Source organism: Pseudomonas benzenivorans (assembly GCF_033547155.1).
GTDB lineage: Bacteria > Pseudomonadota > Gammaproteobacteria > Pseudomonadales > Pseudomonadaceae > Aquipseudomonas > Aquipseudomonas benzenivorans_B.
In genome coordinates this window covers 3,767,397-3,788,832 of record NZ_CP137892.1, presented here as the reverse complement: position 1 = coordinate 3,788,832, position 21,436 = coordinate 3,767,397, and the positions used below count along the sequence as shown (strand labels likewise).

Genomic DNA, 21,436 nt, shown 5'->3' with positions numbered 1-21,436 from the left:
CGCCGCTATAATCAGCCGCTTTCCCTACTGCCAGGCTCCCGAGACCATGACAGAGTCCGTGCTCGACTATATGACCCGTCTGGGCCGTGCGGCCCGCGAAGCCTCGCGGGTAGTCGCCCGCGCCAGCACCGCGCAGAAGAACCGCGCCCTGTTGGCGGCGGCCGAGGCGCTGGATGCCGCCCGCGGCGAACTGGCCGAGGCCAACGACCAAGACCTCGCCGCCGGCCGTGCCAATGGCCTGGACGCGGCGCTGCTGGATCGCCTGGCGCTGACCCCGGCGCGCATCGACGGCATGATCGAGGGGTTGCGGCAGATCGCCGGCCTGGCCGATCCGGTCGGCGCGATCCGCGACATGAGCTTCCGCCCGTCGGGTATCCAGGTCGGCAAGATGCGCGTGCCCCTGGGGGTGATCGGCATCATCTACGAGTCGCGGCCCAACGTGACCATCGATGCCGCCAGCCTGTGCCTGAAGTCCGGCAACGCCACCATCCTGCGCGGCGGCTCCGAGGCGATCCACTCCAACCGCGCCATTGCCGCCTGCATCCAGCGCGGCCTGGCCGCCGCCGAACTGCCGGCTGCCGCCGTGCAGGTGGTGGAGACCACCGACCGCGCCGCGGTCGGCGCGCTGATCGCCATGCCGGAGTTCGTCGACGTGATAGTGCCGCGCGGCGGCAAGGGGCTGATCGAGCGCATCAGCCAGGATGCCCGGGTGCCGGTGATCAAGCACCTGGACGGCATCTGCCATGTGTATGTCGATGCCCTGGCCGACCTGGCCAAGGCCCGGCAGGTCGCCTTCAACGCCAAGACCTACCGTTACGGCATCTGCGGGGCCATGGAGACCCTGCTGGTTGACCAGGCGGTGGCTGCGGCCTTCCTGCCGGGCATGGCGCAGATGTTCGCCGAGAAGGGCGTCGAGTTGCGCGGCTGCGAACGCACCCGGGCGCTGATCGAGGCCAAGGCGGCGACCGAGGAGGACTGGAGCACCGAGTACCTGGCGGCGATCCTCTCGGTCCGCGTGGTCGACGGCCTGGATGCGGCCATCGAGCACATCAACCGCTACGGCTCGCACCACACCGACAGCATCGTCACCGAACACCAGGGCCATGCCCGGCGCTTCCTCGCCGAGGTCGACTCCAGCTCGGTGATGCTCAACACCCCGACCTGCTTCGCCGATGGCTTCGAGTATGGCCTGGGCGCGGAGATCGGCATCTCCACCGACAAGCTGCACGCCCGTGGCCCGGTCGGCCTGGAGGGCCTGACCTGTGAGAAGTATGTGGTGATCGGCGACGGTCAGCTGCGCGGGCAGAATGCCTAAGCGAGGCGACGCCCGGCGTAGCGACGCCCGACGCATCGGCATCTTCGGCGGCACCTTCGATCCGGTGCATATCGGCCATCTGCGCAGCGCCCTGGAAGTGGCGCAGTTCATGGCCCTCGACGAGTTGCGTCTGGTGCCCAGCGCGCGGCCGCCGCATCGCGATGCGCCGCAGGTGAGGGCCCATGATCGCCTGGCCATGGTCGAACTGGCCGTGGCCGGCCTGGCGCCGCTGCGGGTGGACGACCGCGAGCTGGCTCGCGACAAGCCGTCCTACAGCATCGACACCCTGGAGTCGCTGCGCGCCGAGTTGGCGACGGACGACCAGCTGTTCCTGCTGTTGGGTTGGGATGCCTTCTGCGGGCTGCCCAGCTGGCACCGCTGGAACGAACTGCTGGAGCACTGTCACATCCTGGTGCTGCAACGACCGGATGCCGACAGCGAGCCGCCGGAAGCGCTGCGCAACCTGATGGCGGCGCGCAGCCTCAACGACCCCCTGGCCCTGAGTGGGCCGGGTGGGCAGATTTCCTTCATCTGGCAGACCCCCCTGGCGGTGTCGGCCACGCAGATCCGCGCCTTGTTGGCGCGCGGCGAGTCGGCGCGCTACCTGGTGCCCGACTCGGTACTGACCTATATCCACGCGCACGGACTGTACCGTGCGGCGAACTGAACACGAGGCAGATGAGTTACCTATGAGCACCCAAGCAATGCGCAGCGACGAGCTGGTCAAACTGGCGATCGCCGCCCTGGAAGACATCAAGGCGCAGGACATCACCACCATCGATGTACGCGATAAGACCAGCATCACCGACTTCATGGTGATCGCCAGCGGCACCTCCAGCCGCCACGTCAAGTCGCTGGTCGACAACGTGCTGGAGAAGGTCAAGGAGCAGGGCGTGCGTCCGCTCGGCAGCGAAGGCCTGGACAGCGGCGAGTGGGCGCTGCTCGACCTGGGCGACATCGTCGTTCACGTGATGCTGCCGACCGCCCGCCAGTTCTACGACCTCGAGCGCCTGTGGCAGGGGGCCGAGCAGAGCCGCGCGCAGCACGGCACGGACCACGAATAAGGACCGCCCGCGGTGCGCATCAAGTTGATCGCCGTCGGCTCGCGCATGCCGCGCTGGGTGGAGGAGGGCTGGCAGGAGTACGCCAAGCGCATGCCCGCCGAGCTGGCCCTGGAGCTGGTGGAGATCCCCCTGACCACCCGCGGCAAGAATGCCGACGTGGCGCGGATGATCCGCCAGGAGGGCGAAGCCATGCTGGCCAAGGTGCAGCCCGGGGAACGCATCGTCACCCTGGAAGTCCAAGGGCGGCCGTGGAGCACCGAGCAGCTGGCCGCCGAGCTGGACAAGTGGCGCCTGGATGCGCGCAGCGTCAACCTCATGGTCGGCGGCCCGGAAGGCCTGGCGCCGGAGGTGCAGGCGCGCAGCGAGCAGCGCTGGTCGCTGTCGCCGCTGACCCTGCCGCACCCGCTGGTGCGCATCCTCATCGGCGAGCAGATCTACCGAGCCTGGACAGTGCTGTCCGGTCACCCCTACCACAAGTAGCCAGCAGTCGCCGATGCCGCAGCCGATCCGCCTCAAGGACCACGAAAAAGACGCGCGCCTGATCCGTGCGCGTGCGCTGGTCGGTGCCCTGGTGGTGCTGTTGCTCACCGCGGTGCTGGTGGTTCGTCTCTACTACCTGCAGGTGGTGCAGTACGAGTACCACTCGACCCTGTCGGAAAACAACCGGGTGCACGTGCAGCCGATCCCGCCCAACCGCGGGCTGATCTTCGACCGCAACGGGGTGATCATCGCCGACAACCGGCCGAGCTTCAGCCTGACCCTGACCCGCGAGCGGGCCGGGGACTGGGAGCAGGTGCTGGACGTCATAGTCGAGGTGCTGGAGCTGGGCACGGACGAGCGGGCGCTGTTCGAGAAGCGCGTGCGCCAGGGGCGGCGGCCGTTCGAGCCGGTGCCGGTGCTGTTCGAGCTCACCGAGGAGCAGATCGCCCGCGTCGCCATCAACCAGTTCCGCCTGCCCGGGGTCGAGGTGGTCGCCCGTCTGGTGCGCCACTACCCGCTGGGCGAGCACTTCGCCCATTCGGTCGGCTATGTCGGGCGGATCAACGAACGGGAGCTGAAGGAGCTAGATCCTGTGGCGTACAGCGGCACCCACCATATCGGCAAGACCGGCATCGAGCGCTTCTACGAGGCGCAGCTGCACGGCGAAGTCGGTTACGAGGAGGTCGAGACCAATGCCCGCGGCCGGGTGCTGCGGGTGCTCAAGCGCACCGACCCGCTGCCCGGCAAGGACATCGTGCTGACCCTCGATGCGCGCCTGCAGAAGGCCGCCGAGGAGGCCCTGGGCGGTCGCCGCGGCGCCATCGTGGCGATCCAGCCGGCCACCGGCGAGGTGCTGGCCATGGTCAGCCAGCCGAGCTTCGACCCCAATCCCTTCGTCACCGGCATCGGCTTTCAGGCCTATGCCGACCTGCGCGACTCCATCGACCGGCCGCTGTACAACCGGGTGCTGCGCGGCCTCTACCCGCCGGGCTCGACCATCAAGCCGATGGTGGCGGTGGCCGGTCTGGATGCCGGGGTGGTGACGCCGACCAGCCGGGTGTTCGACCCGGGCTTCTATCAGCTGCCGGGGCACAGCCACAAGTACCGCAACTGGAACCGCAGCGGCGATGGCTGGGTGAGCCTGGAACTGGCCATCGCCCGTTCCAACGACACCTACTTCTACGACCTGGCGCACAAGATGGGCATCGACCGCATGCACGACTACATGACCCGCTTCGGCCTGGGCCAGCGGGTGGCCCTGGACATGTTCGAGGAGACCGCCGGGCTGATGCCGTCGCGCGACTGGAAGCGCGCGCGCTATCGCCAGCCCTGGTACCCGGGCGAGACCCTGATCCTCGGCATCGGCCAGGGCTACATGCAGACCACGCCGCTGCAGCTGGCCCAGGCCGTGACCCTGATGGCCAACCGCGGCAAGTGGATTCGCCCGCACCTGGCCAAGAGCATCGAGGGGCGGCCGCCGGTGGACGAGGAGCCCATGCCGGACATCGTGCTGCGCGATCCCAAGGCCTGGGACTATGCGCGCTTCGGCATGGAGCAGGTGATGCACGGGGCCCGCGGTACCGCGCGCAAGGTCGGCGACAGCGCCGTCTACCGCATCGCCGGCAAGAGCGGCACGGCCCAGGTGGTGGCGATCAAGCAGGGCGAGAAGTACGACCGCAACAAGGTGGCCGAGCGCCACCGCGACCACGCCCTGTTCGTCGCCTTCGCCCCGACGGAGAATCCGCAGATCGCCGTGGCGGTAATGGTGGAGAACGGCGAGTCCGGCTCCGGGGTGGCGGCGCCCGTGGTCAAGCAGGTGATGGACGCCTGGCTGCTGGATGAAGACGGCCAGCTCAAGGCCGAATATGCGCCGCCGCTGAGTGCGGAGGCCGGCCAGCGATGAACAGCAGCTTCGACCGCACCCTGTCCAGCGAAGACGTGCTGCGCCGCCGTGCCAGCCTGCTGCAGCGCCTGCACATCGACGGCATCCTGCTGTTGCTGTTGCTGACCCTGGCGGCTGGCAGCCTGTTCATCCTCTACTCAGCCAGTGGCAAGAACCTCGATCTGCTGATCAAGCAGGCCAGCTCCTTCGGCATCGGCCTGGTCGGCATGCTGATCATCGCCCAGTTCGAGCCGCGCTTCATGGCGCGCTGGGTGCCGCTGGCCTATGTCGGTGGCGTCGGCCTGCTGGTGGCGGTGGACGTCATGGGCCACAACGCCATGGGCGCCACGCGCTGGATCAACATCCCCGGGGTGATCCGCTTCCAGCCCTCGGAGTTCATGAAGATCATCATGCCGGCGACCATCGCCTGGTACCTGTCCACGCGCAGCCTGCCGCCGAGTCTCAAGCACATCGCCATCAGCCTGGCGCTGATCGGCGTGCCCTTCGTGCTGATCCTGCTGCAGCCGGACCTGGGCACCTCGCTGCTGGTGATCGCCTCGGGGGCCTTCGTGCTGTTCATGGCCGGCCTGCAGTGGCGCTGGATCATCGGCGCGGCGGCGGCGCTGGTGCCCATCGCGGTGGGCATGTGGTTCTTCGTGTTGCGCGAGTACCAGAAGCAGCGGGTGCTGACCTTTCTCAACCCGGAGAGCGATCCCTTGGGCAGCGGCTGGAACATCATCCAGTCGAAGGCGGCGATAGGTTCGGGGGGCGTGCTGGGCAAGGGCTGGCTGCTCGGCACCCAGTCGCACCTGGACTTTTTGCCGGAAAGCCATACGGACTTTATCATTGCCGTGCTCGCCGAGGAGTTCGGCCTGGTCGGCGTCTGCCTGCTGCTGCTGCTCTACCTGCTGTTGATCGCCCGTGGCCTGGTGATTACCGTGCAAGCGCAGACGCTCTTCGGTAAGCTCCTCGCCGGGGCCTTGACCATGACCTTCTTCGTCTATGTATTCGTCAATATCGGCATGGTCAGCGGGCTGCTGCCGGTGGTGGGGGTGCCACTGCCGTTCATCAGCTACGGCGGCACCTCGTTGATCACGCTGCTATCGGGATTTGGGATTTTGATGTCGATCCACACCCACCGTAAGTGGATCGCACAGGTTTGATTGGGGGCAGTATTTCAATGCACAGATTGCGCGGCTGGGCTGCACGGCACGCCCCCTGGCTAGGATTGGCCGGGGTTTTCGGACTCGCTCAGCCGGCGCTCGGCGCCGCTTACGAGGGCTCGCCGCAGGTGGCCGAGTTCGTCGCCGAGATGACCCGCGACTACGGCTTCGCCGACGAGCAGCTGCATCAGCTGTTCGCCCAGGTCGAGCGCAAGCAGGCGATCATCGACGCCATCTCGCGTCCGGCGGAGAAGGTCAAGCCCTGGAGTGCCTACCGGCCGATCTTCATCACCGAGGCCCGCATCACCCGCGGCGTCGAGTTCTGGAAGCAGCACCAGGCGACCCTGGAGCGGGCCGAGCAGGAATACGGCGTGCCGGCCCAGGTGATAGTCGCGATCATCGGCGTGGAAACCTTCTACGGCGGCAATACCGGCGGTTACCGGGTGGCCGACGCCCTGTCGACCCTGGCCTTCGACTACCCGCCGCGGGCGCCCTTCTTCCGCAAGGAATTGCGCGAGTTCCTCATGCTGGCGCGCGAAGAGCAGGTCGACCCGCTCAGCGTCACCGGCTCCTATGCCGGCGCCATGGGCCTGCCGCAGTTCATGCCGAGCAGCTTCCGCGCCTACGCGGTGGACTTCGACGGCGACGGCAAGATCAATATCTGGAGCAATCCGGTGGATGCCATCGGCAGCGTCGCCAGCTACTTCAAGCGCCACGGCTGGCAGCCCGGCGGGGCGGTGGCGAGCCGCGCCAGCGTCACCGGGGCACAGGCCGAGCAGGGCCTCAGCCCGGGGTTGGACCCCGTGCACAAGGTCGGTGAGTTGCGCGCGCTCGGCTGGTCCAGCGCCGACGCCCTGGACGACGCGCTGGCGGTGACCGCCTTCCGCCTGGAGGGCGCCGAGGGCGCCGAGTACTGGCTGGGCCTGCCGAACTTCTTCGTCATCACCCGTTACAACCGCAGCGTCATGTATGCCATGGCGGTGAACCAGTTGGCCGAACTGCTGGTCGATGCGCGGGGGGCACAATGAAGCCGACATTGCCACTGAGGATCGCCGCCTATGGCGCCCTGGCGCTGCTGCTGGCGAGCTGTTCGAGCACCCGTGCGCCGCAACCGGTGGCACCGGTAAAGGCGGGCGGGGCGATTTCCGGGCCCGGCGACTACAACCGTCCGCACAAGGACGGCGCGCCCTGGTGGGACGTCGACGTCTCGCGCATCCAGGACGCGGTGCCGATGCCCCACTATGGCCCGGTCAAGGCCAGCCCCTACACGGTGTTCGGCAAGCAGTACTATCCGATCAGCGATGCCCGTCGCTACACCGCCGTGGGTACGGCCTCCTGGTACGGCACCAAGTTCCACGGCCAGGCCACGGCCAACGGCGAGGCCTACGACCTGTACGGCATGACCGCCGCGCACAAGACCCTGCCGCTGCCCAGCTACGTGCGCGTCACCAACCTGGATAACCAGCGCAGCGTGATACTGCGGGTCAACGACCGCGGGCCGTTCTATTCCGACCGCATCATCGACCTGTCCTTCGCCGCGGCGAAGAAGCTCGGCTATGCCGAAAGCGGCACGGCCCGGGTCAAGGTCGAGGGTATCGACCCCCATGAGTGGTGGGCGCAGCAGGGGCGGCCGGTGCCGCTGGTGCTCGCCGCGCCGCAGCAGGCGGCCAAGCCGCAGGCGGTCGCCCAGCCAGTCGCGCAGCCGGTGGCCGAGCCGCTGGAGCAGTATTCGCCCCCGCCGCAGCAGCACGCCGCGGCGGTGCTGCCGGTGCAGATCGACGCAAAAAAAAACGCTTCAGCCGGAGCCTCTGGCCTGTATCTCCAGGTGGCCGCCTTCGCCAATCCGGACGCTGCGGAGCTGCTCAAGGCCAAGCTGAGCGATACCGTGGCTGCCCCGGTGTTCATCAGCTCAGTGGTGCACAACCAGCAGATTCTGCACCGCGTGCGCCTGGGGCCGATCGCCAGCCGGGGCGAGGCTGAGCAGCTGCAGGACAGCGTGCGCCTGGCCAACCTCGGCCAGCCGCGACTGGTCAAGGCGGATTGATGCGGCACTAATCGGCCAGACACCTGACTAAGCACCGAACCGCCGTCGGCCCTTGGCCGGCGGCTTCGACAATTTGCCCTCCCGGGCCTGTTCCACCCCTAGCCACCTCGAGAGACGGATGAATACCACCAGCTTTGCCCAACGCCTTTTCCTGTCCCTTCTGCTGCTCATCGCACCGGCCACCTGGGCCAGCCAGATGGTGATCCCGGCGCCGCCGCAGCTGGCCGCCAAGTCCTATGTGCTGATGGATGCCGCCAGCGGCAACGTGCTGATCGAGCAGAACGCCGACGAGCGCCTGCCGCCGGCCAGCCTGACCAAGCTGATGACCGCCTACCTGGCGACCCTGGACATCAACCGCGGCCAGATCAAGGGCAGCGACCTGGTGCGCATCAGCGAGAAGGCCTGGCGCATGGGGGGCTCGAAGATGTTCATCGAGGTCGGCAACGAGGTCGCGGTCGACGACCTGCTGCGCGGCATCATCATCCAGTCCGGCAACGATGCCAGCGTGGCCATCGCCGAGCACATCGCCGGCAGCGAAGAGGCCTTCGCCGACATGATGAACGCCACCGCCGAGCGCCTGGGCATGGCCAACAGCCAGTTCCGCAACGCCACCGGCTGGCCGGACCCGGAGCACTACTCCTCGGCCAAGGACATGGCCAAGCTGGCCCGGGCGATCATCTACGAGGACCCCCAGCACTATGCGATCTATGCGCAGAAGGAGTTCCTCTGGAACGGCATCAAGCAGCCCAACCGCAACCTGCTGCTGTGGCGCGACAAGACCGTCGACGGCCTGAAGACCGGGCATACCGAGGAAGCCGGCTACTGCCTGGTGTCCTCCGCGGTGCGCGACGGCATGCGCCTGATCTCCGTGGTGTTCGGCACCAACAGCGAACAGGCCCGCGCCGCCGAGACCCAGAAGCTGCTGACCTACGGCTTCCGCTTCTTCGAGACCCGCACCTTCTATCAGAAGGGCGCCGAACTGGCCCAGGCCCAGGTGTGGAAGGGCACCGCTCGTCAGCTCAAGGCCGGCCTGGCCGACGACCTGACCCTGACCCTGCCCAAGGGCCAGCTGGACAAGCTGCAGGCCGGCATGACCCTCAATCCGCAGCTGATGGCGCCCATCGAGCAGGGCCAGGTGATCGGCAAGGTCGAGGTCAAGCTGGGCGAGGAGGTGGTGCACAGCGCCGACCTGGTGGCCCTGGAGTCCGTGGAGGAGGGTGGCCTCTTCCGGCGTCTGTGGGATAGCATTCGCCTGTTCTTCTACGGACTGTTCAACTGATTTCGCCCATGGACGCCCCTTACCGGGGCGTCCTGCTTTGGACGGGCCACAAGCCCGCTGACCCTATGACCGATACCGACGTACAAGCCCCGAAAATCGAATTTCCCTGCGAGCGCTACCCGATCAAGGTGATCGGCGATGCCGGCGAGGGTTTCGCCGACCTGGTGGTGGAGGTGGTGCAGCGCCATGCCCCCGACCTCGACGCCTCGACCCTGGTGGTGCGCGACAGCCGTAACGGCCGTTTCCTCTCGGTGCAGGTGCTGATCACCGCCACCAGCGTCGACCAGCTGCAGGCCATCCATGTCGACCTGCGCGCCACCGGCCGCGTGCACATGGTGCTCTAGTGTCCGAGCTCGTCGTGCGCCGTCTCGGCGTCGTGGATTATCTGCCGACCCTGGAAGCGATGCGCCGGCTCACGGCCGAGCGCGACGCGCTGACGCCCGACGAAATCTGGTTGTTGCAGCATCCGAAGGTGTTCACCCAGGGCCAGGCCGGCAAGGCCGAGCATGTGCTGGCGCCGGGCGATATCCCGGTGATTCAGGTCGAGCGCGGCGGGCAGGTGACCTACCACGGCCCGGGCCAGCTGGTGGCCTATCTGATGCTGGACCTGCGCCGCCTGAACCTGGGCGTGCGCGAGCTGGTGACGGCGATGGAGCAGAGCCTGGTGGATGTGCTGGCCGGCTACGGTATTGAGGCCGCCCCCAAGGCCGATGCGCCGGGCGTCTACGTCAAGGGCGAGAAGATCGCCTCGTTGGGGCTGCGGGTCAGCCGCGGCTGTTCGTTCCACGGCCTGGCGCTCAACGTGGACATGGACATGTCGCCCTTCTGGCGGATCAACCCCTGCGGCTATGCGGGGCTGAAAATGGTGCAGTTGCGGGACCTGCTCGACGCGCCGCCGGCGTTTGACGAGGTGGCGCAGCGTCTCGAGCAGGCGCTACGCCGGCGCCTGGGTTACGCGACCCCGTAGCCCGGATCAGCCGAAGGCGTAATCCGGGGAAGGCAGGCGATTAGTTCAGGTTGAGTGCCGGAATGAGGCTCGGGTCGCTCTCCTGGCCCGGCACCGGAACCGGTGCGGCCAGACCCAGGTTGTTCTTCTCGAAGACCTTGTCGGCCCGGTAGCTGGAGCGCACCAGCGGGCCGGCCGCCACTTCCATGAAGCCCTTTTCCAGGCCGATATCGCGGAACCTATTGAACTCTTCCGGGCTGACCCAGCGCTTGACCGGCAGGTGGTTGCGGGTGGGCTGCAGGTACTGGCCGAGGGTGAGGATGTCCACGCCGATGGCGCGCAGGTCGTCCATGGTCTCGACGACTTCCTCGTCGGTCTCGCCCAGGCCCAGCATAAGGCTGGTCTTGGTCAATACGTCCGGGCGGTGGCGCTTGGCATGCGCCAGCACGTGCAGGGTCTTCTCGTAGCCGGCACGGGGGTCGCGCACCACATGGGTCAGGCGCTTGACCGTCTCGACGTTCTGCGCGAACACCTCGAGGCCGGAGTCCACCACCCGCTCGATGGACGGCAGGTCGCCGTCGAAGTCGGGGGTCAGGGCTTCCACCACCACCTGCGGCGTATTCTCCTTGATGGCGCGCACGCAGGCGGCGTAGTGAGCGGCGCCGCCATCGTCCAGGTCGTCGCGATCCACCGAGGTCAGCACGATATAGCGCAGCGCCATGAGTTCGACCGACTTGGCGGTGTTCTGCGGTTCTTCCAGGTCCAGCCAGCCGTTCGGGTTGCCGGTATCCACCGCGCAGAAGCGGCAGGCGCGGGTGCATACCGAGCCCATCAGCATGATGGTGGCGGTGCCGTTGGACCAGCACTCGCCCATGTTCGGGCAGTGCGACTCCTGGCACACGGTGCTCAGGCGGTGCTCGCCGACATTGCGCTTGACCGCCTCGAAGCGGCTGCCGCCGGGCGCCTTGACCCGCAGCCACTTGGGCTTGGGTTCGAAGACCTGGGGTTCGGCCGAGGCACGGCGCTTCTGGCCATCCTTGATCGCGGTGATGCCCTGAACGGTGCGGAATTTGTCGCCGCTGGCAACGGGTTTGGGCGAGGACGTGTCTGACATCGGAAATCTGGACTCCGGTAGAGGCTCCATTGGCGAGAGGCTTGTGGCCGCCGCGCAGTCTACCACAGAAGGTGTTTTCCCGAGCCGGCGGCCGTCTGCCGCTCGCTCTGTGCCTTGAGCCGCTGCTGTCCAGCCGATCCTGGGCCCCGCGGGCAACGGAAAAGGCGACCCTAGGGTCGCCTCATGATTCGCCTTACGGTTCAGCGCTTGCGCAGTTGCTGCAGCAGCTCATAGCTCGGGTAGCCGTCGGCCGGCTGACCGAGGCGTTGCTGGAAGGCGCGTACGGCTTTGCGCGTGTTGGCGCCGATGATGCCATCCGCCGGACCCGGTTCGAAGCCGTTCTGGGTCAGCAGCGCCTGCAGCTCGACCCGCTCGCTGCGGCCCAGTTGGCGGTCGGAACGCGGCCAGGCGGCTTGCACGCCAGGCTGACCGTCGAGGGCGTCCGAGAGCAGGCCGATGGCCAGGGCGTAGGCCGTGGAGTTGTTGTACTTGAGGATGCTGCGGAAGTTGTTGAGCAGCAGGAACGCGGGGCCCCGGTGGCCGGCCGGCAGGAACAGGCTGGCCATGTTGTCCTCCCGGGCGTCTACCGGGTTGACCGGTTCGATGCCCAGCGCTCGCCATTGCGTCAGGCTGAGGCGCACTTCCGGGTCGGCCAGGGCGTAATCGAAGGGCGACGGCAGGCGCACCTCGAAGCCCCAGGGCTGGCCATTGTCCCAGCCCGAGTCGTGCAGGTAGTTGGCGGCAGAGGCCAGTGCATCGGGGGCCGAGCGCCACAGGTCGCGGCGGCCGTCGCCATCGAAGTCCACCGCGTACTGGTTGAAGGTGGTCGGCATGAACTGGGTCTGCCCCATGGCCCCGGCCCAGGAGCCGATCAACTGCTGCGTCGTGCTGTCGCCGGCCTGCAGGATCTGCAGGGCTGCCAGCAACTGGCTGCGCCAGAAGACCTGACGGCGGCCGTCGTAGGCCAGGGTCGCCAGCGAGCGGATCACGTTGTTGCTGCCGATGTTGCTGCCGAAGTTGCTTTCCATGCCCCAGATGGCGATCAGCACTTCGTGGTCGACGGCGTAGGCGCTGCGAATGGCCTTGAGGGTCGGCCGGTGCTGGGCCTTGAGCAAGCGCCCCTGGGCCACACGCGCGGTGGAGAGGGCGCCATCGATGTAGTCCCAGATCGGGCGGCTGAACTCGGGCTGGTTGTTGTCGGCGGCGATGACCTTGGGGTCGAGGGTGACACCGGCAAAGGCCCGGTCGAACAGCCCGGCATCGATGCCGGCGGCTATGGCGTCGCTGCGCAGCAGGCTGCGCCACTCGTCGAAACTGAGCAGCGGGGCGGCGATGGCCGCGGTCGGACTCGTGCTGGTGACTGCCGTTGTCGGAGCGGACGCCAGGGGCTGCGCGGGGGCCTCGGCGCAGGCAGTCAGCAACAGAAGCAGGCAGGCCGTGGCGGTATGACTCAGGCCACGAAGAAGCAGGTAGGGCATGGTGGTCTCGGGGCGTTTTGCAGGCCGTTACCTTAGCATGAATGGGCCGGCATGCGGGCTGTGGCGGGCCTTTCAGGCGGCCACAAAGAACGAAGCCTCCCAGTTTGTCTGGGAGGCTTCGCGGCGGTAACTGCCCTTGCCCTTGCGCGGTTTTTCCTGGCGGCAGCGAAACAGCGGCTGGGCGATCAGGGACTTGGCCCGGTTCGGGCCATGGGGGCTTTTCTTGCTCATGGCGTGGCCTCGTGCGGCGCCCGCCGGTTGCGGGCTGGCCGATGATGGCGGCTGGGGGCGGGGAAGTCCAGCGCCAGGCCGAACCTTGTAGCTGGCTTAGCGGTCGGGGTCGTCGGCGAGGCCCAGGCGCTGGCCGCAGAGGGTGAGGGTCAGCAGGCTCAGGCCGTTCCAGGGATCGCCGGCGGCCTGGCCCTTGATCTGCGCGTCGATGCGCTGGGCGACCTGCAGCAACTGTCCCCAGCGCGCCGCCGAGTGGCGTTGCAAGGCCTTGCTCACCAGGGGGCGGCGCTTGTCCCAGACCGGTGGACGCGCCGCGCTGAACGCCTTGTCCAAGGGCATGCCCTGGGCGTATTGCTGGGCGATGGTGGCGAGCAGGCGGATCTCCCGGGCCAGGGCCCAGAGAATCACCGGCGGCTCGACCCCTTCGCCGCGCAGGCCCTCGAGCATGCGCAGGGCGTGGGCGGCTTCGCCAGCCAGCGCCGCATCGATCAGGCCGAACACGTCGTAGCGGGCACTGTCGGCCACGGCGGCGAGCACGGTGTCGGCGTCGACCTGGCCGCCTTCGGCGAGCAGCTTGAGTTTCTCGATCTCCTGGGCGGCGGCCAGCAGGTTGCCTTCCACCCGTGCGGCGATCATCTCTACCGCCTCCTGGCTGGCGCTTAGGCCGGCCTGGGCCAGGCGCTGGCGAATCCATTGCGGCAGCTGGGCGGCATCGACCGGCCAGATCTGCAGGAACTGGGTCTGGGCGCCGTCGATCAGGGCCTTGGCCCACTTGGTCTTCTGGGTGCTGCCGTCGAGCTTGGGCAGGCTGATCAGCAGCACGGTGTCGTCGGCCGGGCGGGCCAGGTACTCCAGCAGCGCGGCGGCGCCCTTGTCGCCGGGCTTGCCGTTGGGGATGCGCAGTTCCAGCAGGCGCTTTTCGGCGAACAGCGACAGGCTGGCGCCGGCCTGCAGCAGCTGGCCCCAGTCGAAATTGTTCTCGGCGTTGAACACCTGGCGCTCGCCGAAGCCCTGCTGGCGGGTCGCGGCGCGGATGGCGTCGCAGGCCTCCTGGCAGAGCAGGGCCTCATCGCCGCTGACCACGTAGATCGGGGCCAGGCTGCCTTGCAGGTGTTTGTTGAGTTGTGCGGGGTTGAGCTTCATCGGCAGGGGCGGGCGGGGCCATGGGCGGCCCCGCCGGGCGCATCAGGGGTAGCTTGGCAGCGATATGGGCGACTGCTGCGGCTGTGCGGCCTGGCGCTGACGGGCCGCCTCCAGTGCCTCGGCTTCGGCCTTGGCCTTGGCTTCGGCGGTCTGCTGCAGCTGGTCGAGCTGGTCCGGGCTGATCTGTTGCAGGCGTTGCACCAGCTGTTGCACCAGGTCGCGGCGCATCTCGTTGCGCAGTTGGCTGGCTTCCTGGCTGGAGCCGATCAGGTTGTTGCCGTCCTGCACATAGAAGCTCTGCGCCTCCAGGCTGTTGCTCAGCAGCAGCAGGTTGCGTGCGCCGCGGATCTCGTAGTCGAGGGTGGTGGTCAGCTCGTACTCGGCGCTGCGGGCGGCGCTGGTGTAGCTGGCGGCGCGCTGGCTCTCGCGTTCGTCGCTCAGCACCAGCTTATAGGGCGCGCCGGTGTAGACCCGCACCTGATTGCTTTCGAGGACCTGGCGCAGCTGCTTGAGGGTGTCGCCGTAGGCATTGCGCGCGCTGACGTCCAGCTCCTTGAGGGCGAACTGCACGTCGCCGGTGCCGCGCAGCTGGAAGCCGCAGGCGCCGAGCAGCAGGCTCAGGCCCATAACCAACAGATTCCGTTTCATCATCTTCGTATCCCCTTGTCGAGCGTGCCGGCGCGCCGCGTGACGGTCGCGCCGAGCCTAATCAGTTGGCGACTATGTTGACCAGCTTGCCGGGCACCACGATGACCTTGCGGATGGCGAGGCCCTCGGTGAAGCGCAGCACGTTCTCGTTGCCGCGGGCGGCGGCCTCGACCTCTTCGCGGCTGGCACTGGCCGGCACCTCGATCTGGCCGCGCAGCTTGCCGTTGACCTGGACCACCAGGGTCAGGCTGTCCTGCACCAGGGCGGACTCGTCCAGCGCCGGCCAGCGGGCGTCGATGATCGCCTCGGCATGGCCGAGCCGCTGCCACAGCTCATGGCAGATGTGCGGGGTGATCGGCGCCAGCAGCAGGGCCACGGTTTCCAGGCCCTCCTGGAGCAGGGCACGATCCAGGGCGCTGGCCTGCGGGGCCTTCTCCAGCACGTTCATCAGGGTCATCACCGCGGCGATGGCGGTGTTGAATTTGTGGTGCTGGCCGATATCGGTGCTGGCCTGTTTGATGGCCAGGTGGATGGCGCGCCGGACGGCCTTCTGTTCGTCGTTCAGCGCGCTCTTGTCCAGTGCCTCCGGCAGGCCCTGGCTGACATGGCCCTGGGCCAGACGCCAGACGCGACGGAGGAAGCGGCTGCCGCCCTCGACGCCGGAGTCGGACCATTCCAGGCTCATGTCCGGCGGCGAGGCGAACATCATGAACAGGCGGCAGGTGTCGGCGCCGTAGGCATCGATCATGGCCTGGGGGTCGACGCCGTTGTTCTTCGACTTGGACATCTTCTCGGTGCCGCCGATTTCCACCGGCAGGCCGTCGCTGGCCAGCTTGGCGGCGACGACCTTGCCCTTGGCGTCGCGCTCGACGACGACGTCGGCCGGGTTGAACCAGTCCTTGCCGCCGTTATCGGCGAGGCGGTAGTAGGTGTCGGCCACCACCATGCCCTGGGTCAGCAGGTTCTTGAACGGCTCGTTGGAGCTCAGCAGGCCCTCGTCGCGCATCAGCTTGTGGAAGAAGCGCGCGTACAGCAGGTGCAGGATGGCGTGCTCGATGCCGCCGATGTACTGGTCCACCGGCAGCCAGTGGTTGGCCGCGGCCGGGTCGACCATGCCGCCGGTGTACTGGGGCGAGGCGTAGCGGGCGAAGTACCAGGAGCTTTCCACGAAGGTGTCCATGGTGTCGGTTTCGCGCTTGGCCGGCGCGCCGCACTTCGGGCAGCTGCATTCATAGAACTCGGGCATCTTAGCCAGCGGGCTGCCGCTGCCGTCCGGTACCACGTCTTCGGGCAGCACCACCGGCAGCTGGTCTTCCGGCACCGGTACGTCGCCACAGCTGTCGCAGTGGATGATCGGGATAGGGCAACCCCAGTAGCGCTGGCGGCTGATGCCCCAGTCGCGCAGGCGGAACTGGGTCTTGCGCGCGCCGTGGCCGTTGGCTTCGAGGTCGGCGACTATGGCGTCGAAGGCCGCGCCGAAGTCCTTGCCGTCGTACTGGCCGGAGTTGACGGTGCTCAGGCCGTCCTTGTCGGCATACCAGGCCTGCCATTGGGTGTTGTCATAATCCTTGCCTTCGGCGGCATAGACCTGGGTGATCGGCAGGCCGTACTTGTGGGCGAACTCGAAGTCGCGTTCGTCGTGGGCCGGCACTGCCATCACCGCGCCTTCGCCGTAGCCCCAGAGCACGTAGTTGGCGACCCACACCGGCAGTTTGTCGCCGGTCAGCGGGTGGATGACGTATTCGCCGGTGGCCATGCCCTTCTTCTCCATGGTGGCCATGTCGGCCTCGGCCACGGAGCCGGCCTTGCACTCGGCGATGAAGGCGGCGATCTGCGGGTTCTTCGCCGCGGCGCGCTGGGCCAGCGGGTGCTCGGCGGCCACCGCCACGTAGGTGGCGCCCATCAGGGTGTCGGGGCGAGTGGAGTAGACCCGCAACTGGCCGGCTTCGCCGATGCTTTCGAGGTCGTAGTCGAAGACGATGTCGGCCCCGAAGCTCTTGCCGATCCAGTTGCGCTGCATGGTCTTGACCTGTTCCGGCCAGCCGTCCAGCTCGTCCAGGCTGCTCAAGAGTTCATCCGCGTAGGCGGTGATCTTGAAGTAGTACATGGGGATCTCGCGCTTCTCGATCAGCGCGCCCGAACGCCAGCCGCGGCCGTCGATGACCTGCTCGTTGGCCAGCACGGTTTGGTCGACCGGGTCCCAGTTGACGGTGCCGTTCTTGCGGTAGATCACGCCCTTCTCGAACAGGCGGGTGAACAGCCACTGCTCCCAGCGGTAGTAGTCCGGCTTGCAGGTGGTGACTTCCCGCGACCAGTCGATGGCCAGGCCCAGACTCTTGAGCTGGGTCTTCATGTACTCGATGTTTTCGTAGGTCCACTTGGCCGGCGCGACCTTGTTCTTCATCGCGGCGTTTTCCGCCGGCATGCCGAAGGCGTCCCAGCCCATCGGCTGCAGCACGTTCTTGCCCTGCATGCGCTGGTAGCGGGCGATCACGTCGCCGATGGTGTAGTTGCGCACGTGGCCCATGTGCAGCTTGCCGCTGGGGTAGGGGAACATCGACAGGCAGTAGAAGGTGTCCTTGCCCGGCTGTTCACTCACTACAAAGGATTTCTGCGCGTCCCAGTGGGACTGCGCGGCGGCTTCGATCTCGCGTGGCTGATACTGTTCGTGCATGGCTACTGGCGCTGGGAAATGGGGCTTGCGGGAAACGCCGTAGCATACATGACCCCCCTCGGCTGAGGGAAACCCTGATTGCGCGGGCTGCCCGTCACCCGGGGCAGGGGCCGCCGTTGGTCGCCGGGGGCTGCCGGATGAAGGGTGACCGCTAAGCTTGCTAGAGGGGCTGTTCGATCGAGCCTGCGCGAGGTGAAGGATGGGTGAGTTGCGAAGAGCGGATGCGCGCGGCAGTTTGTACGAGCGGCTGCTGCAGCGCCTCGCCTTGGCACTGGATGAGGCCGACAGCATGGGGCGGCTATCCGCCGAGACGCCGGGCGAGTTGGAGTTGCGCGGCCTGACCTCCGCCGAGCTGGAGTTGATTCGCGCCTACCTGGATCATGACCTGAACTGGCTGCGTGGCTGGCATGCGGCGGCGGAAGAGTTGGCGCAGATCGAGCAGTTGCCGGTACGGGCGGCCAAGTCGGAGCGGGCCCTGGAGCGGGCCATCAGCCAGGCACTGGACACGACCCAGGTGCCTTTGAGTCAACAGCTGCAGCTGTGCTGCGCGCTCTGCGGCGTAGTGATCGATTGGCAGCCGGGGAGCGGTGTGCAGGCCTGCGCGGCCTGCGGTTCGCAGCTTTTTCGTTCGAGCAATGGCCGCCAGCCATAGCCCTATCGGTGACTTGCCTGGGCGTCGTGGTTGATTCTGTCCGGTGGCGGGCGGCGGCCTGTTAGGCTTGGCCCCCATTGGAGGGCGCCCGATGCCGATTCGCTACATGCTCAAACACCTGTTCATGCCGCCTGGCGGTTTGCTGCTCCTGCTGGTGCTCGGCTGGTGGCTGCGCAGGCGCATGCCACGCGTCGCCAGCTGCTGCTTCGTCCTCGGTGTCGGCGGTCTGTGGCTGATGAGCCTGCCGGTCACTGTGGAGTGGTCGGCGCGGTGGCTGGAGCGTGATCCGGCGCTGGCCGAGGCGCACTGGCCGGTGCTGGCGCAGCGGGCCGAGGCGATAGTGGTGCTCGGTGGCGGTCGCGAGCGCGACGACCCGGCCTGGGGCGGCGATCAGCCCGCGTCGATGGCCCTGGAGCGGCTGCGCTACGCCGCACGCCTGGCCAGGGCCACGGGACTGCCGCTGCTGACCAGTGGCGGTTTGCACTATGGCCAGCCCCCCAGCGAGGCCGCGTTGGGCGCCGAGGTGCTGGCGCGGGATTTCGCTGTGGCGGTGCGTTGGCAGGAGGGGGCGAGTCGCACCACCTGGGAGAACGCCACCCACAGTGCCCGATTGCTGCGCCAGGCGGGCGTGACCCGGGTGCTGCTGGTGACCCAGGCCTGGCACATGCCCAGGGCGCGCTGGTGTTTCGAACGGCAGGGCCTGGAGGTGGTGGCGGCGCCGCTGGGGTTCTTCGGCGTGGCCAATGGCCGTCCCGCCGGCGGCTGGCTGCCGGAGGCCAAGGCCCTGTGGCAGAACACGCTGCTGCTCAACGAGGCGGTCGGGCTGATCGCCTATCCCCTGTTCTATGGCCGGGCGGATGGCGCCGAATGACGGCCTAGACTGTGCGCGCCACGCGGCTGGCCAGCAGTGCCCAGCCCAGTAGCAGGGCGCAGAGCAGTGCCAGGGGCCAGGCGCGCCACTGCAGGTAGGGGGTAAGCTGCTGCATGGGCTGCACCTCGCCATAGAGCACGCCGCGTTCGAACTGTGGCAGCTGGGCGGTGATGCGCCCGAAGGGGTCGATCAGCACGGTCATGCCGTTGTTGGTGGCGCGGATCATCCAGCGCCCCGCCTCGAGGGCGCGCATCTGCGCCATCTGCAGGTGTTGCAGGGGGCCGATCGAAGTGCCGAACCAGGCGTCGTTGCTCACCGTCAGCAGCAGGTCGCTCTGGGCGGCCAGGCTCGCGGCGAACTCCGGATAGACCACCTCGTAGCAGATGTAGGTGGCGATATTCAGGCCCTTGGCCTGCAGCAGCGGCTGCTCGGCGTCGCCGCGGGCGAAGTCCGACATCGGCAGGTCGAAGAAGGCGATCAGGCCGCGCAGCAGTTCCTGCAGCGGCACGTACTCGCCGAAGGGCACCAGCTTCTGCTTGAGGTAGTCGCCCGCGCCTTCGCCGACCACGCTGACCGCGTTGTAGTAGCGCGGCTCGCCGCGTTCGTTGGCCTGGCGGATCGGCACGCCGGTGATCAGCGCGGCGCCGCGCTCCCGGGCGAAGCGCTCCATCATCGCCAGATAACCGCTCGCCTGCTCCTTGAGCACCGGCACCGCGGTCTCCGGCCAGACGATCAGGTCAGTCGGCGCGGCGTTGAAGCTCAGGTCGCGGTACAGCACCAGCTGGGCGTTGAGCTGGGCCGGATCCCACTTGAGGTTCTGCGGCACATTGCCCTGCATGGCGGCGACCTTGAGGGGGGCGCCGCTGGCCGTGGTCCAGGGGTGGTCCTTGAGCGCCAGGCCGGCGATCCAAGGGGTGGCCAGCAGCGCCAGGCCGACGGCCAGGAAGGCCTTGCGGGCGCGTAGTCGGGACAGGTTGACCAGCAGGGCGGCGCAGAGCGCCAGGACGAAGGAGATCAGCCAGACGCCGCCGAGCGGAGCGAGTCCGGCCAGCGGCCCGTCGAGCTGGCTATAGCCGGCATAGAGCCAGGGAAAGCCGGTGAGAAACCAGCCGCGAAAGGCCTCCTGGGCCAGCCACAGGGCGGCGAAGGCCAGGGCGTCGGCCAGCGGCGCCTCGACCCGGCGCAGCCAGCGCGCCCACAGCCAGGCGGCCAGGGCGAAGAACAGGCCGAGGCCGGCGACGAAGCCCAGGGTCAGGAAGGCTGCCAGGGGCGGCGAGGCGGCCCCATAGTCGTGGATGCTGACGTACACCCAGCTGGTGCCGGCGGCGAACAGGCCGAAGCCGTAGCACCAGCCGCGGCCCGCCGCCTGGCGCGGAGTCAGGTCGCGCAGGCCGAGGTAGAGCAGGGCGATGGACAGCAGCGCCAGCGGCCAGAGGTCGAAGGGGGCCAGCGCCAGCGGGGTGAGGGCGCCGGCCGCCAGGGCCGCCAGGTTGCCCGGCCAGCCGGGGCGAGTGATCCAGTGCATCGGTACCGGTCCTTGGATGGAGGAGGCGCAAGAATAGAGTGGAACCCCGGCCGGGTGAAGGCCGGCCGGGGGCCTGGGGCTGGCGCCTCAGCGCGCCAGGGGGGTCAGGCGCAGCAGGTGGATGCGCCGGCTGTCGGCATTGAGCACGCGGAAGCGGAACTCGCCGATCTCGGTCACCTCGTTGCGTTTGGGCAGGTGGCCGAAGGCGCTCATCACCAGGCCGCCGACGGTGTCGAACTCGTCGTCGGAGAACTGCGTCTCGAAGGCCTCGTTGAAGCTGTCGATGGGGGTCAGGGCCTTGACCAGGAAGTCGCCGGAGGGCAGCGGCTTGACGTAGCTGTCCTCCTCGACGTCGTGCTCGTCCTCGATGTCGCCGACTATCTGCTCGAGCACGTCCTCGATGGTCACCAGACCGGCGACGCCACCGTACTCGTCGATCACCACGGCCATGTGGTTGTGGTTGGCGCGGAACTCGCGCAGCAGCACGTTGAGGCGCTTGGACTCGGGGACGAAGGTCGCCGGGCGCAGCAGGTCCTTGATGTTGAAGCCCGCCTGTTCGTCCTGCAGCAGCAGCGGCAGCAGGTCCTTGGCCAGGAGGATGCCGATCACGTCGTCGAGGCTCTCGCCGATCACCGGGTAGCGCGAGTGGGCGGCCTCGATGATCGAGGGCAGGAACTCCCTGGGCGTCTGGCTGGACTTGATGCTGATCATCTGCGAACGCGGCACCATGATGTCGCGCACCTGCAGGTCGGCGACCTGGATGGCGCCCTCGACTATGGCCAACGCCTCGCTGTCGAGCAGCTTGTTCTCATGCGCCTCGCGCAGCACTTCCAGCAGTTCCTGACGGTTCTTCGGCTCTGGAGCAAAAGCCTGGGTCAGCTTGTTCAGCCAGGACTTCTGCTCGTTGCTCGATCGGTCTTCGCTCAT

Annotated in this window: 21 protein-coding genes; 13 read left to right on the top strand and 8 right to left on the bottom strand. The window is 67.8% G+C overall.

The window, feature by feature from the left end; genetic code table 11:
- Positions 1–46 precede the first annotated feature (46 nt).
- The 11 genes from SBP02_RS17520 to lipB all read left to right on the top strand — a co-directional run bounded on the left by SBP02_RS17520 (position 47) and on the right by lipB (position 10,194).
- Positions 47–1,315, top strand: coding sequence for a glutamate-5-semialdehyde dehydrogenase (locus SBP02_RS17520; RefSeq protein ID WP_318643642.1), 1,269 nt, complete (start codon positions 47–49; stop codon positions 1,313–1,315).
- On the top strand, positions 1,308–1,982 hold the full coding sequence (gene nadD / locus SBP02_RS17515; protein WP_318643641.1) for a nicotinate-nucleotide adenylyltransferase: 675 nt from the start codon (positions 1,308–1,310) through the stop codon (positions 1,980–1,982). The genes SBP02_RS17520 and nadD overlap by 8 nt, the downstream gene beginning before the upstream one ends.
- A 37-nt stretch (positions 1,983–2,019) precedes the next feature.
- A complete protein-coding gene (rsfS, locus tag SBP02_RS17510) occupies positions 2,020–2,379 on the top strand; it encodes a ribosome silencing factor (RefSeq protein WP_318646370.1) in 360 nt (119 codons plus the stop codon).
- A 12-nt stretch (positions 2,380–2,391) separates the two neighbouring features.
- The gene (rlmH, locus tag SBP02_RS17505; protein WP_318643640.1) at positions 2,392–2,859 is read left to right on the top strand and encodes a 23S rRNA (pseudouridine(1915)-N(3))-methyltransferase RlmH; all 468 of its coding nucleotides are present in this window, start codon (positions 2,392–2,394) and stop codon (positions 2,857–2,859) included.
- 13 nt (positions 2,860–2,872) lie between these two features.
- Positions 2,873–4,762, top strand: a complete 1,890-nt coding sequence (mrdA, locus tag SBP02_RS17500) for a penicillin-binding protein 2 (RefSeq protein WP_318643639.1) — start codon at positions 2,873–2,875, stop codon at positions 4,760–4,762.
- A gap of 38 nt (positions 4,763–4,800) precedes the next feature.
- Positions 4,801–5,904 (top strand): rod shape-determining protein RodA, encoded by a 1,104-nt coding sequence (rodA, locus tag SBP02_RS17495; protein WP_318646369.1) that lies wholly within the window; start codon positions 4,801–4,803, stop codon positions 5,902–5,904.
- A 17-nt stretch (positions 5,905–5,921) separates the two neighbouring features.
- Complete coding sequence (gene mltB, locus SBP02_RS17490) at positions 5,922–6,932, top strand: lytic murein transglycosylase B (protein WP_318643638.1); 1,011 nt, start codon at positions 5,922–5,924, stop codon at positions 6,930–6,932.
- The gene (locus tag SBP02_RS17485) at positions 6,929–7,948 is read left to right on the top strand and encodes a septal ring lytic transglycosylase RlpA family protein (RefSeq protein ID WP_318643637.1); all 1,020 of its coding nucleotides are present in this window, start codon (positions 6,929–6,931) and stop codon (positions 7,946–7,948) included. The genes mltB and SBP02_RS17485 overlap by 4 nt, the downstream gene beginning before the upstream one ends.
- 118 nt (positions 7,949–8,066) lie before the next feature.
- Positions 8,067–9,227, top strand: a complete 1,161-nt coding sequence (locus tag SBP02_RS17480) for a D-alanyl-D-alanine carboxypeptidase family protein (RefSeq protein ID WP_318643636.1) — start codon at positions 8,067–8,069, stop codon at positions 9,225–9,227.
- 65 nt (positions 9,228–9,292) lie between these two features.
- Positions 9,293–9,571 (top strand): DUF493 domain-containing protein, encoded by a 279-nt coding sequence (locus SBP02_RS17475; protein ID WP_318643635.1) that lies wholly within the window; start codon positions 9,293–9,295, stop codon positions 9,569–9,571.
- A complete protein-coding gene (gene lipB / locus SBP02_RS17470) occupies positions 9,571–10,194 on the top strand; it encodes a lipoyl(octanoyl) transferase LipB (RefSeq protein ID WP_318643634.1) in 624 nt (207 codons plus the stop codon). Before SBP02_RS17475 ends, lipB begins: the two co-directional genes overlap by 1 nt.
- Positions 10,195–10,234: 40 nt before the next feature.
- Here lipB and lipA read toward each other — a convergent pair whose 3' ends face one another.
- From lipA to leuS, 6 genes are all read right to left on the bottom strand, one after another.
- Positions 10,235–11,287: a lipoyl synthase gene (lipA, locus tag SBP02_RS17465; protein WP_318643633.1), complete on the bottom strand. Its 1,053-nt coding sequence runs from the start codon at positions 11,285–11,287 to the stop codon at positions 10,235–10,237.
- Between the two features lie 200 nt (positions 11,288–11,487).
- Positions 11,488–12,765, bottom strand: coding sequence for a lytic murein transglycosylase (locus SBP02_RS17460; protein WP_318643632.1), 1,278 nt, complete (start codon positions 12,763–12,765; stop codon positions 11,488–11,490).
- Positions 12,766–12,837: 72 nt separating this feature from the next.
- Positions 12,838–12,996, bottom strand: a complete 159-nt coding sequence (gene arfA / locus SBP02_RS17455) for an alternative ribosome rescue factor ArfA (RefSeq protein ID WP_318643631.1) — start codon at positions 12,994–12,996, stop codon at positions 12,838–12,840.
- 96 nt (positions 12,997–13,092) lie between these two features.
- Positions 13,093–14,139 (bottom strand): DNA polymerase III subunit delta, encoded by a 1,047-nt coding sequence (gene holA / locus SBP02_RS17450; RefSeq protein WP_318643630.1) that lies wholly within the window; start codon positions 14,137–14,139, stop codon positions 13,093–13,095.
- 42 nt (positions 14,140–14,181) lie between these two features.
- Positions 14,182–14,790 carry an LPS-assembly lipoprotein LptE gene (locus tag SBP02_RS17445; protein ID WP_318643629.1) on the bottom strand — a complete coding sequence of 203 codons (609 nt, stop codon included), beginning with the start codon at positions 14,788–14,790 and terminating at the stop codon, positions 14,182–14,184.
- 58 nt (positions 14,791–14,848) lie between these two features.
- Complete coding sequence (leuS, locus tag SBP02_RS17440; RefSeq protein WP_318643628.1) at positions 14,849–17,461, bottom strand: leucine--tRNA ligase; 2,613 nt, start codon at positions 17,459–17,461, stop codon at positions 14,849–14,851.
- A 199-nt stretch (positions 17,462–17,660) separates the two neighbouring features.
- Here leuS and SBP02_RS17435 point away from each other — a divergent pair, with 199 nt between their 5' ends.
- A complete protein-coding gene (locus tag SBP02_RS17435; protein ID WP_318643627.1) occupies positions 17,661–18,113 on the top strand; it encodes a hypothetical protein in 453 nt (150 codons plus the stop codon).
- Between the two features lie 91 nt (positions 18,114–18,204).
- Entirely contained in the window at positions 18,205–18,984 is a 780-nt protein-coding gene (locus SBP02_RS17430) for a YdcF family protein (protein WP_318643626.1), read from the top strand.
- Positions 18,985–18,988: 4 nt separating this feature from the next.
- On the opposite strand, the gene lnt is transcribed toward SBP02_RS17430, so the two are convergent.
- Positions 18,989–20,509 (bottom strand): apolipoprotein N-acyltransferase, encoded by a 1,521-nt coding sequence (lnt, locus tag SBP02_RS17425; protein ID WP_318643625.1) that lies wholly within the window; start codon positions 20,507–20,509, stop codon positions 18,989–18,991.
- Between the two features lie 87 nt (positions 20,510–20,596).
- A complete protein-coding gene (locus SBP02_RS17420; RefSeq protein WP_318643624.1) occupies positions 20,597–21,436 on the bottom strand; it encodes an HlyC/CorC family transporter in 840 nt (279 codons plus the stop codon).

Bases quoted from the DNA above. Each gene is read 5' to 3' on its own strand.
- SBP02_RS17520 (WP_318643642.1), top strand. From the start codon at position 47: ATGACAGAGTCCGTGCTCGACTATATGACCCGTCTGGGCCGTGCGGCC.
- nadD (WP_318643641.1), top strand. From the start codon at position 1,308: ATGCCTAAGCGAGGCGACGCCCGGCGTAGCGACGCCCGACGCATCGGC.
- rsfS (WP_318646370.1), top strand. From the start codon at position 2,020: ATGCGCAGCGACGAGCTGGTCAAACTGGCGATCGCCGCCCTGGAAGAC.
- mrdA (WP_318643639.1), top strand. From the start codon at position 2,873: ATGCCGCAGCCGATCCGCCTCAAGGACCACGAAAAAGACGCGCGCCTG.
- mltB (WP_318643638.1), top strand. From the start codon at position 5,922: ATGCACAGATTGCGCGGCTGGGCTGCACGGCACGCCCCCTGGCTAGGA.
- SBP02_RS17485 (WP_318643637.1), top strand. From the start codon at position 6,929: ATGAAGCCGACATTGCCACTGAGGATCGCCGCCTATGGCGCCCTGGCG.
- SBP02_RS17480 (WP_318643636.1), top strand. From the start codon at position 8,067: ATGAATACCACCAGCTTTGCCCAACGCCTTTTCCTGTCCCTTCTGCTG.
- SBP02_RS17475 (WP_318643635.1), top strand. From the start codon at position 9,293: ATGACCGATACCGACGTACAAGCCCCGAAAATCGAATTTCCCTGCGAG.
- lipA (WP_318643633.1), bottom strand. From the start codon at position 11,287: ATGTCAGACACGTCCTCGCCCAAACCCGTTGCCAGCGGCGACAAATTC.
- SBP02_RS17460 (WP_318643632.1), bottom strand. From the start codon at position 12,765: ATGCCCTACCTGCTTCTTCGTGGCCTGAGTCATACCGCCACGGCCTGC.
- arfA (WP_318643631.1), bottom strand. From the start codon at position 12,996: ATGAGCAAGAAAAGCCCCCATGGCCCGAACCGGGCCAAGTCCCTGATC.
- holA (WP_318643630.1), bottom strand. From the start codon at position 14,139: ATGAAGCTCAACCCCGCACAACTCAACAAACACCTGCAAGGCAGCCTG.
- SBP02_RS17445 (WP_318643629.1), bottom strand. From the start codon at position 14,790: ATGATGAAACGGAATCTGTTGGTTATGGGCCTGAGCCTGCTGCTCGGC.
- leuS (WP_318643628.1), bottom strand. From the start codon at position 17,461: ATGCACGAACAGTATCAGCCACGCGAGATCGAAGCCGCCGCGCAGTCC.
- SBP02_RS17435 (WP_318643627.1), top strand. From the start codon at position 17,661: ATGGGTGAGTTGCGAAGAGCGGATGCGCGCGGCAGTTTGTACGAGCGG.
- SBP02_RS17430 (WP_318643626.1), top strand. From the start codon at position 18,205: ATGCCGATTCGCTACATGCTCAAACACCTGTTCATGCCGCCTGGCGGT.
- lnt (WP_318643625.1), bottom strand. From the start codon at position 20,509: ATGCACTGGATCACTCGCCCCGGCTGGCCGGGCAACCTGGCGGCCCTG.
- SBP02_RS17420 (WP_318643624.1), bottom strand. From the start codon at position 21,436: ATGAGCGAAGACCGATCGAGCAACGAGCAGAAGTCCTGGCTGAACAAG.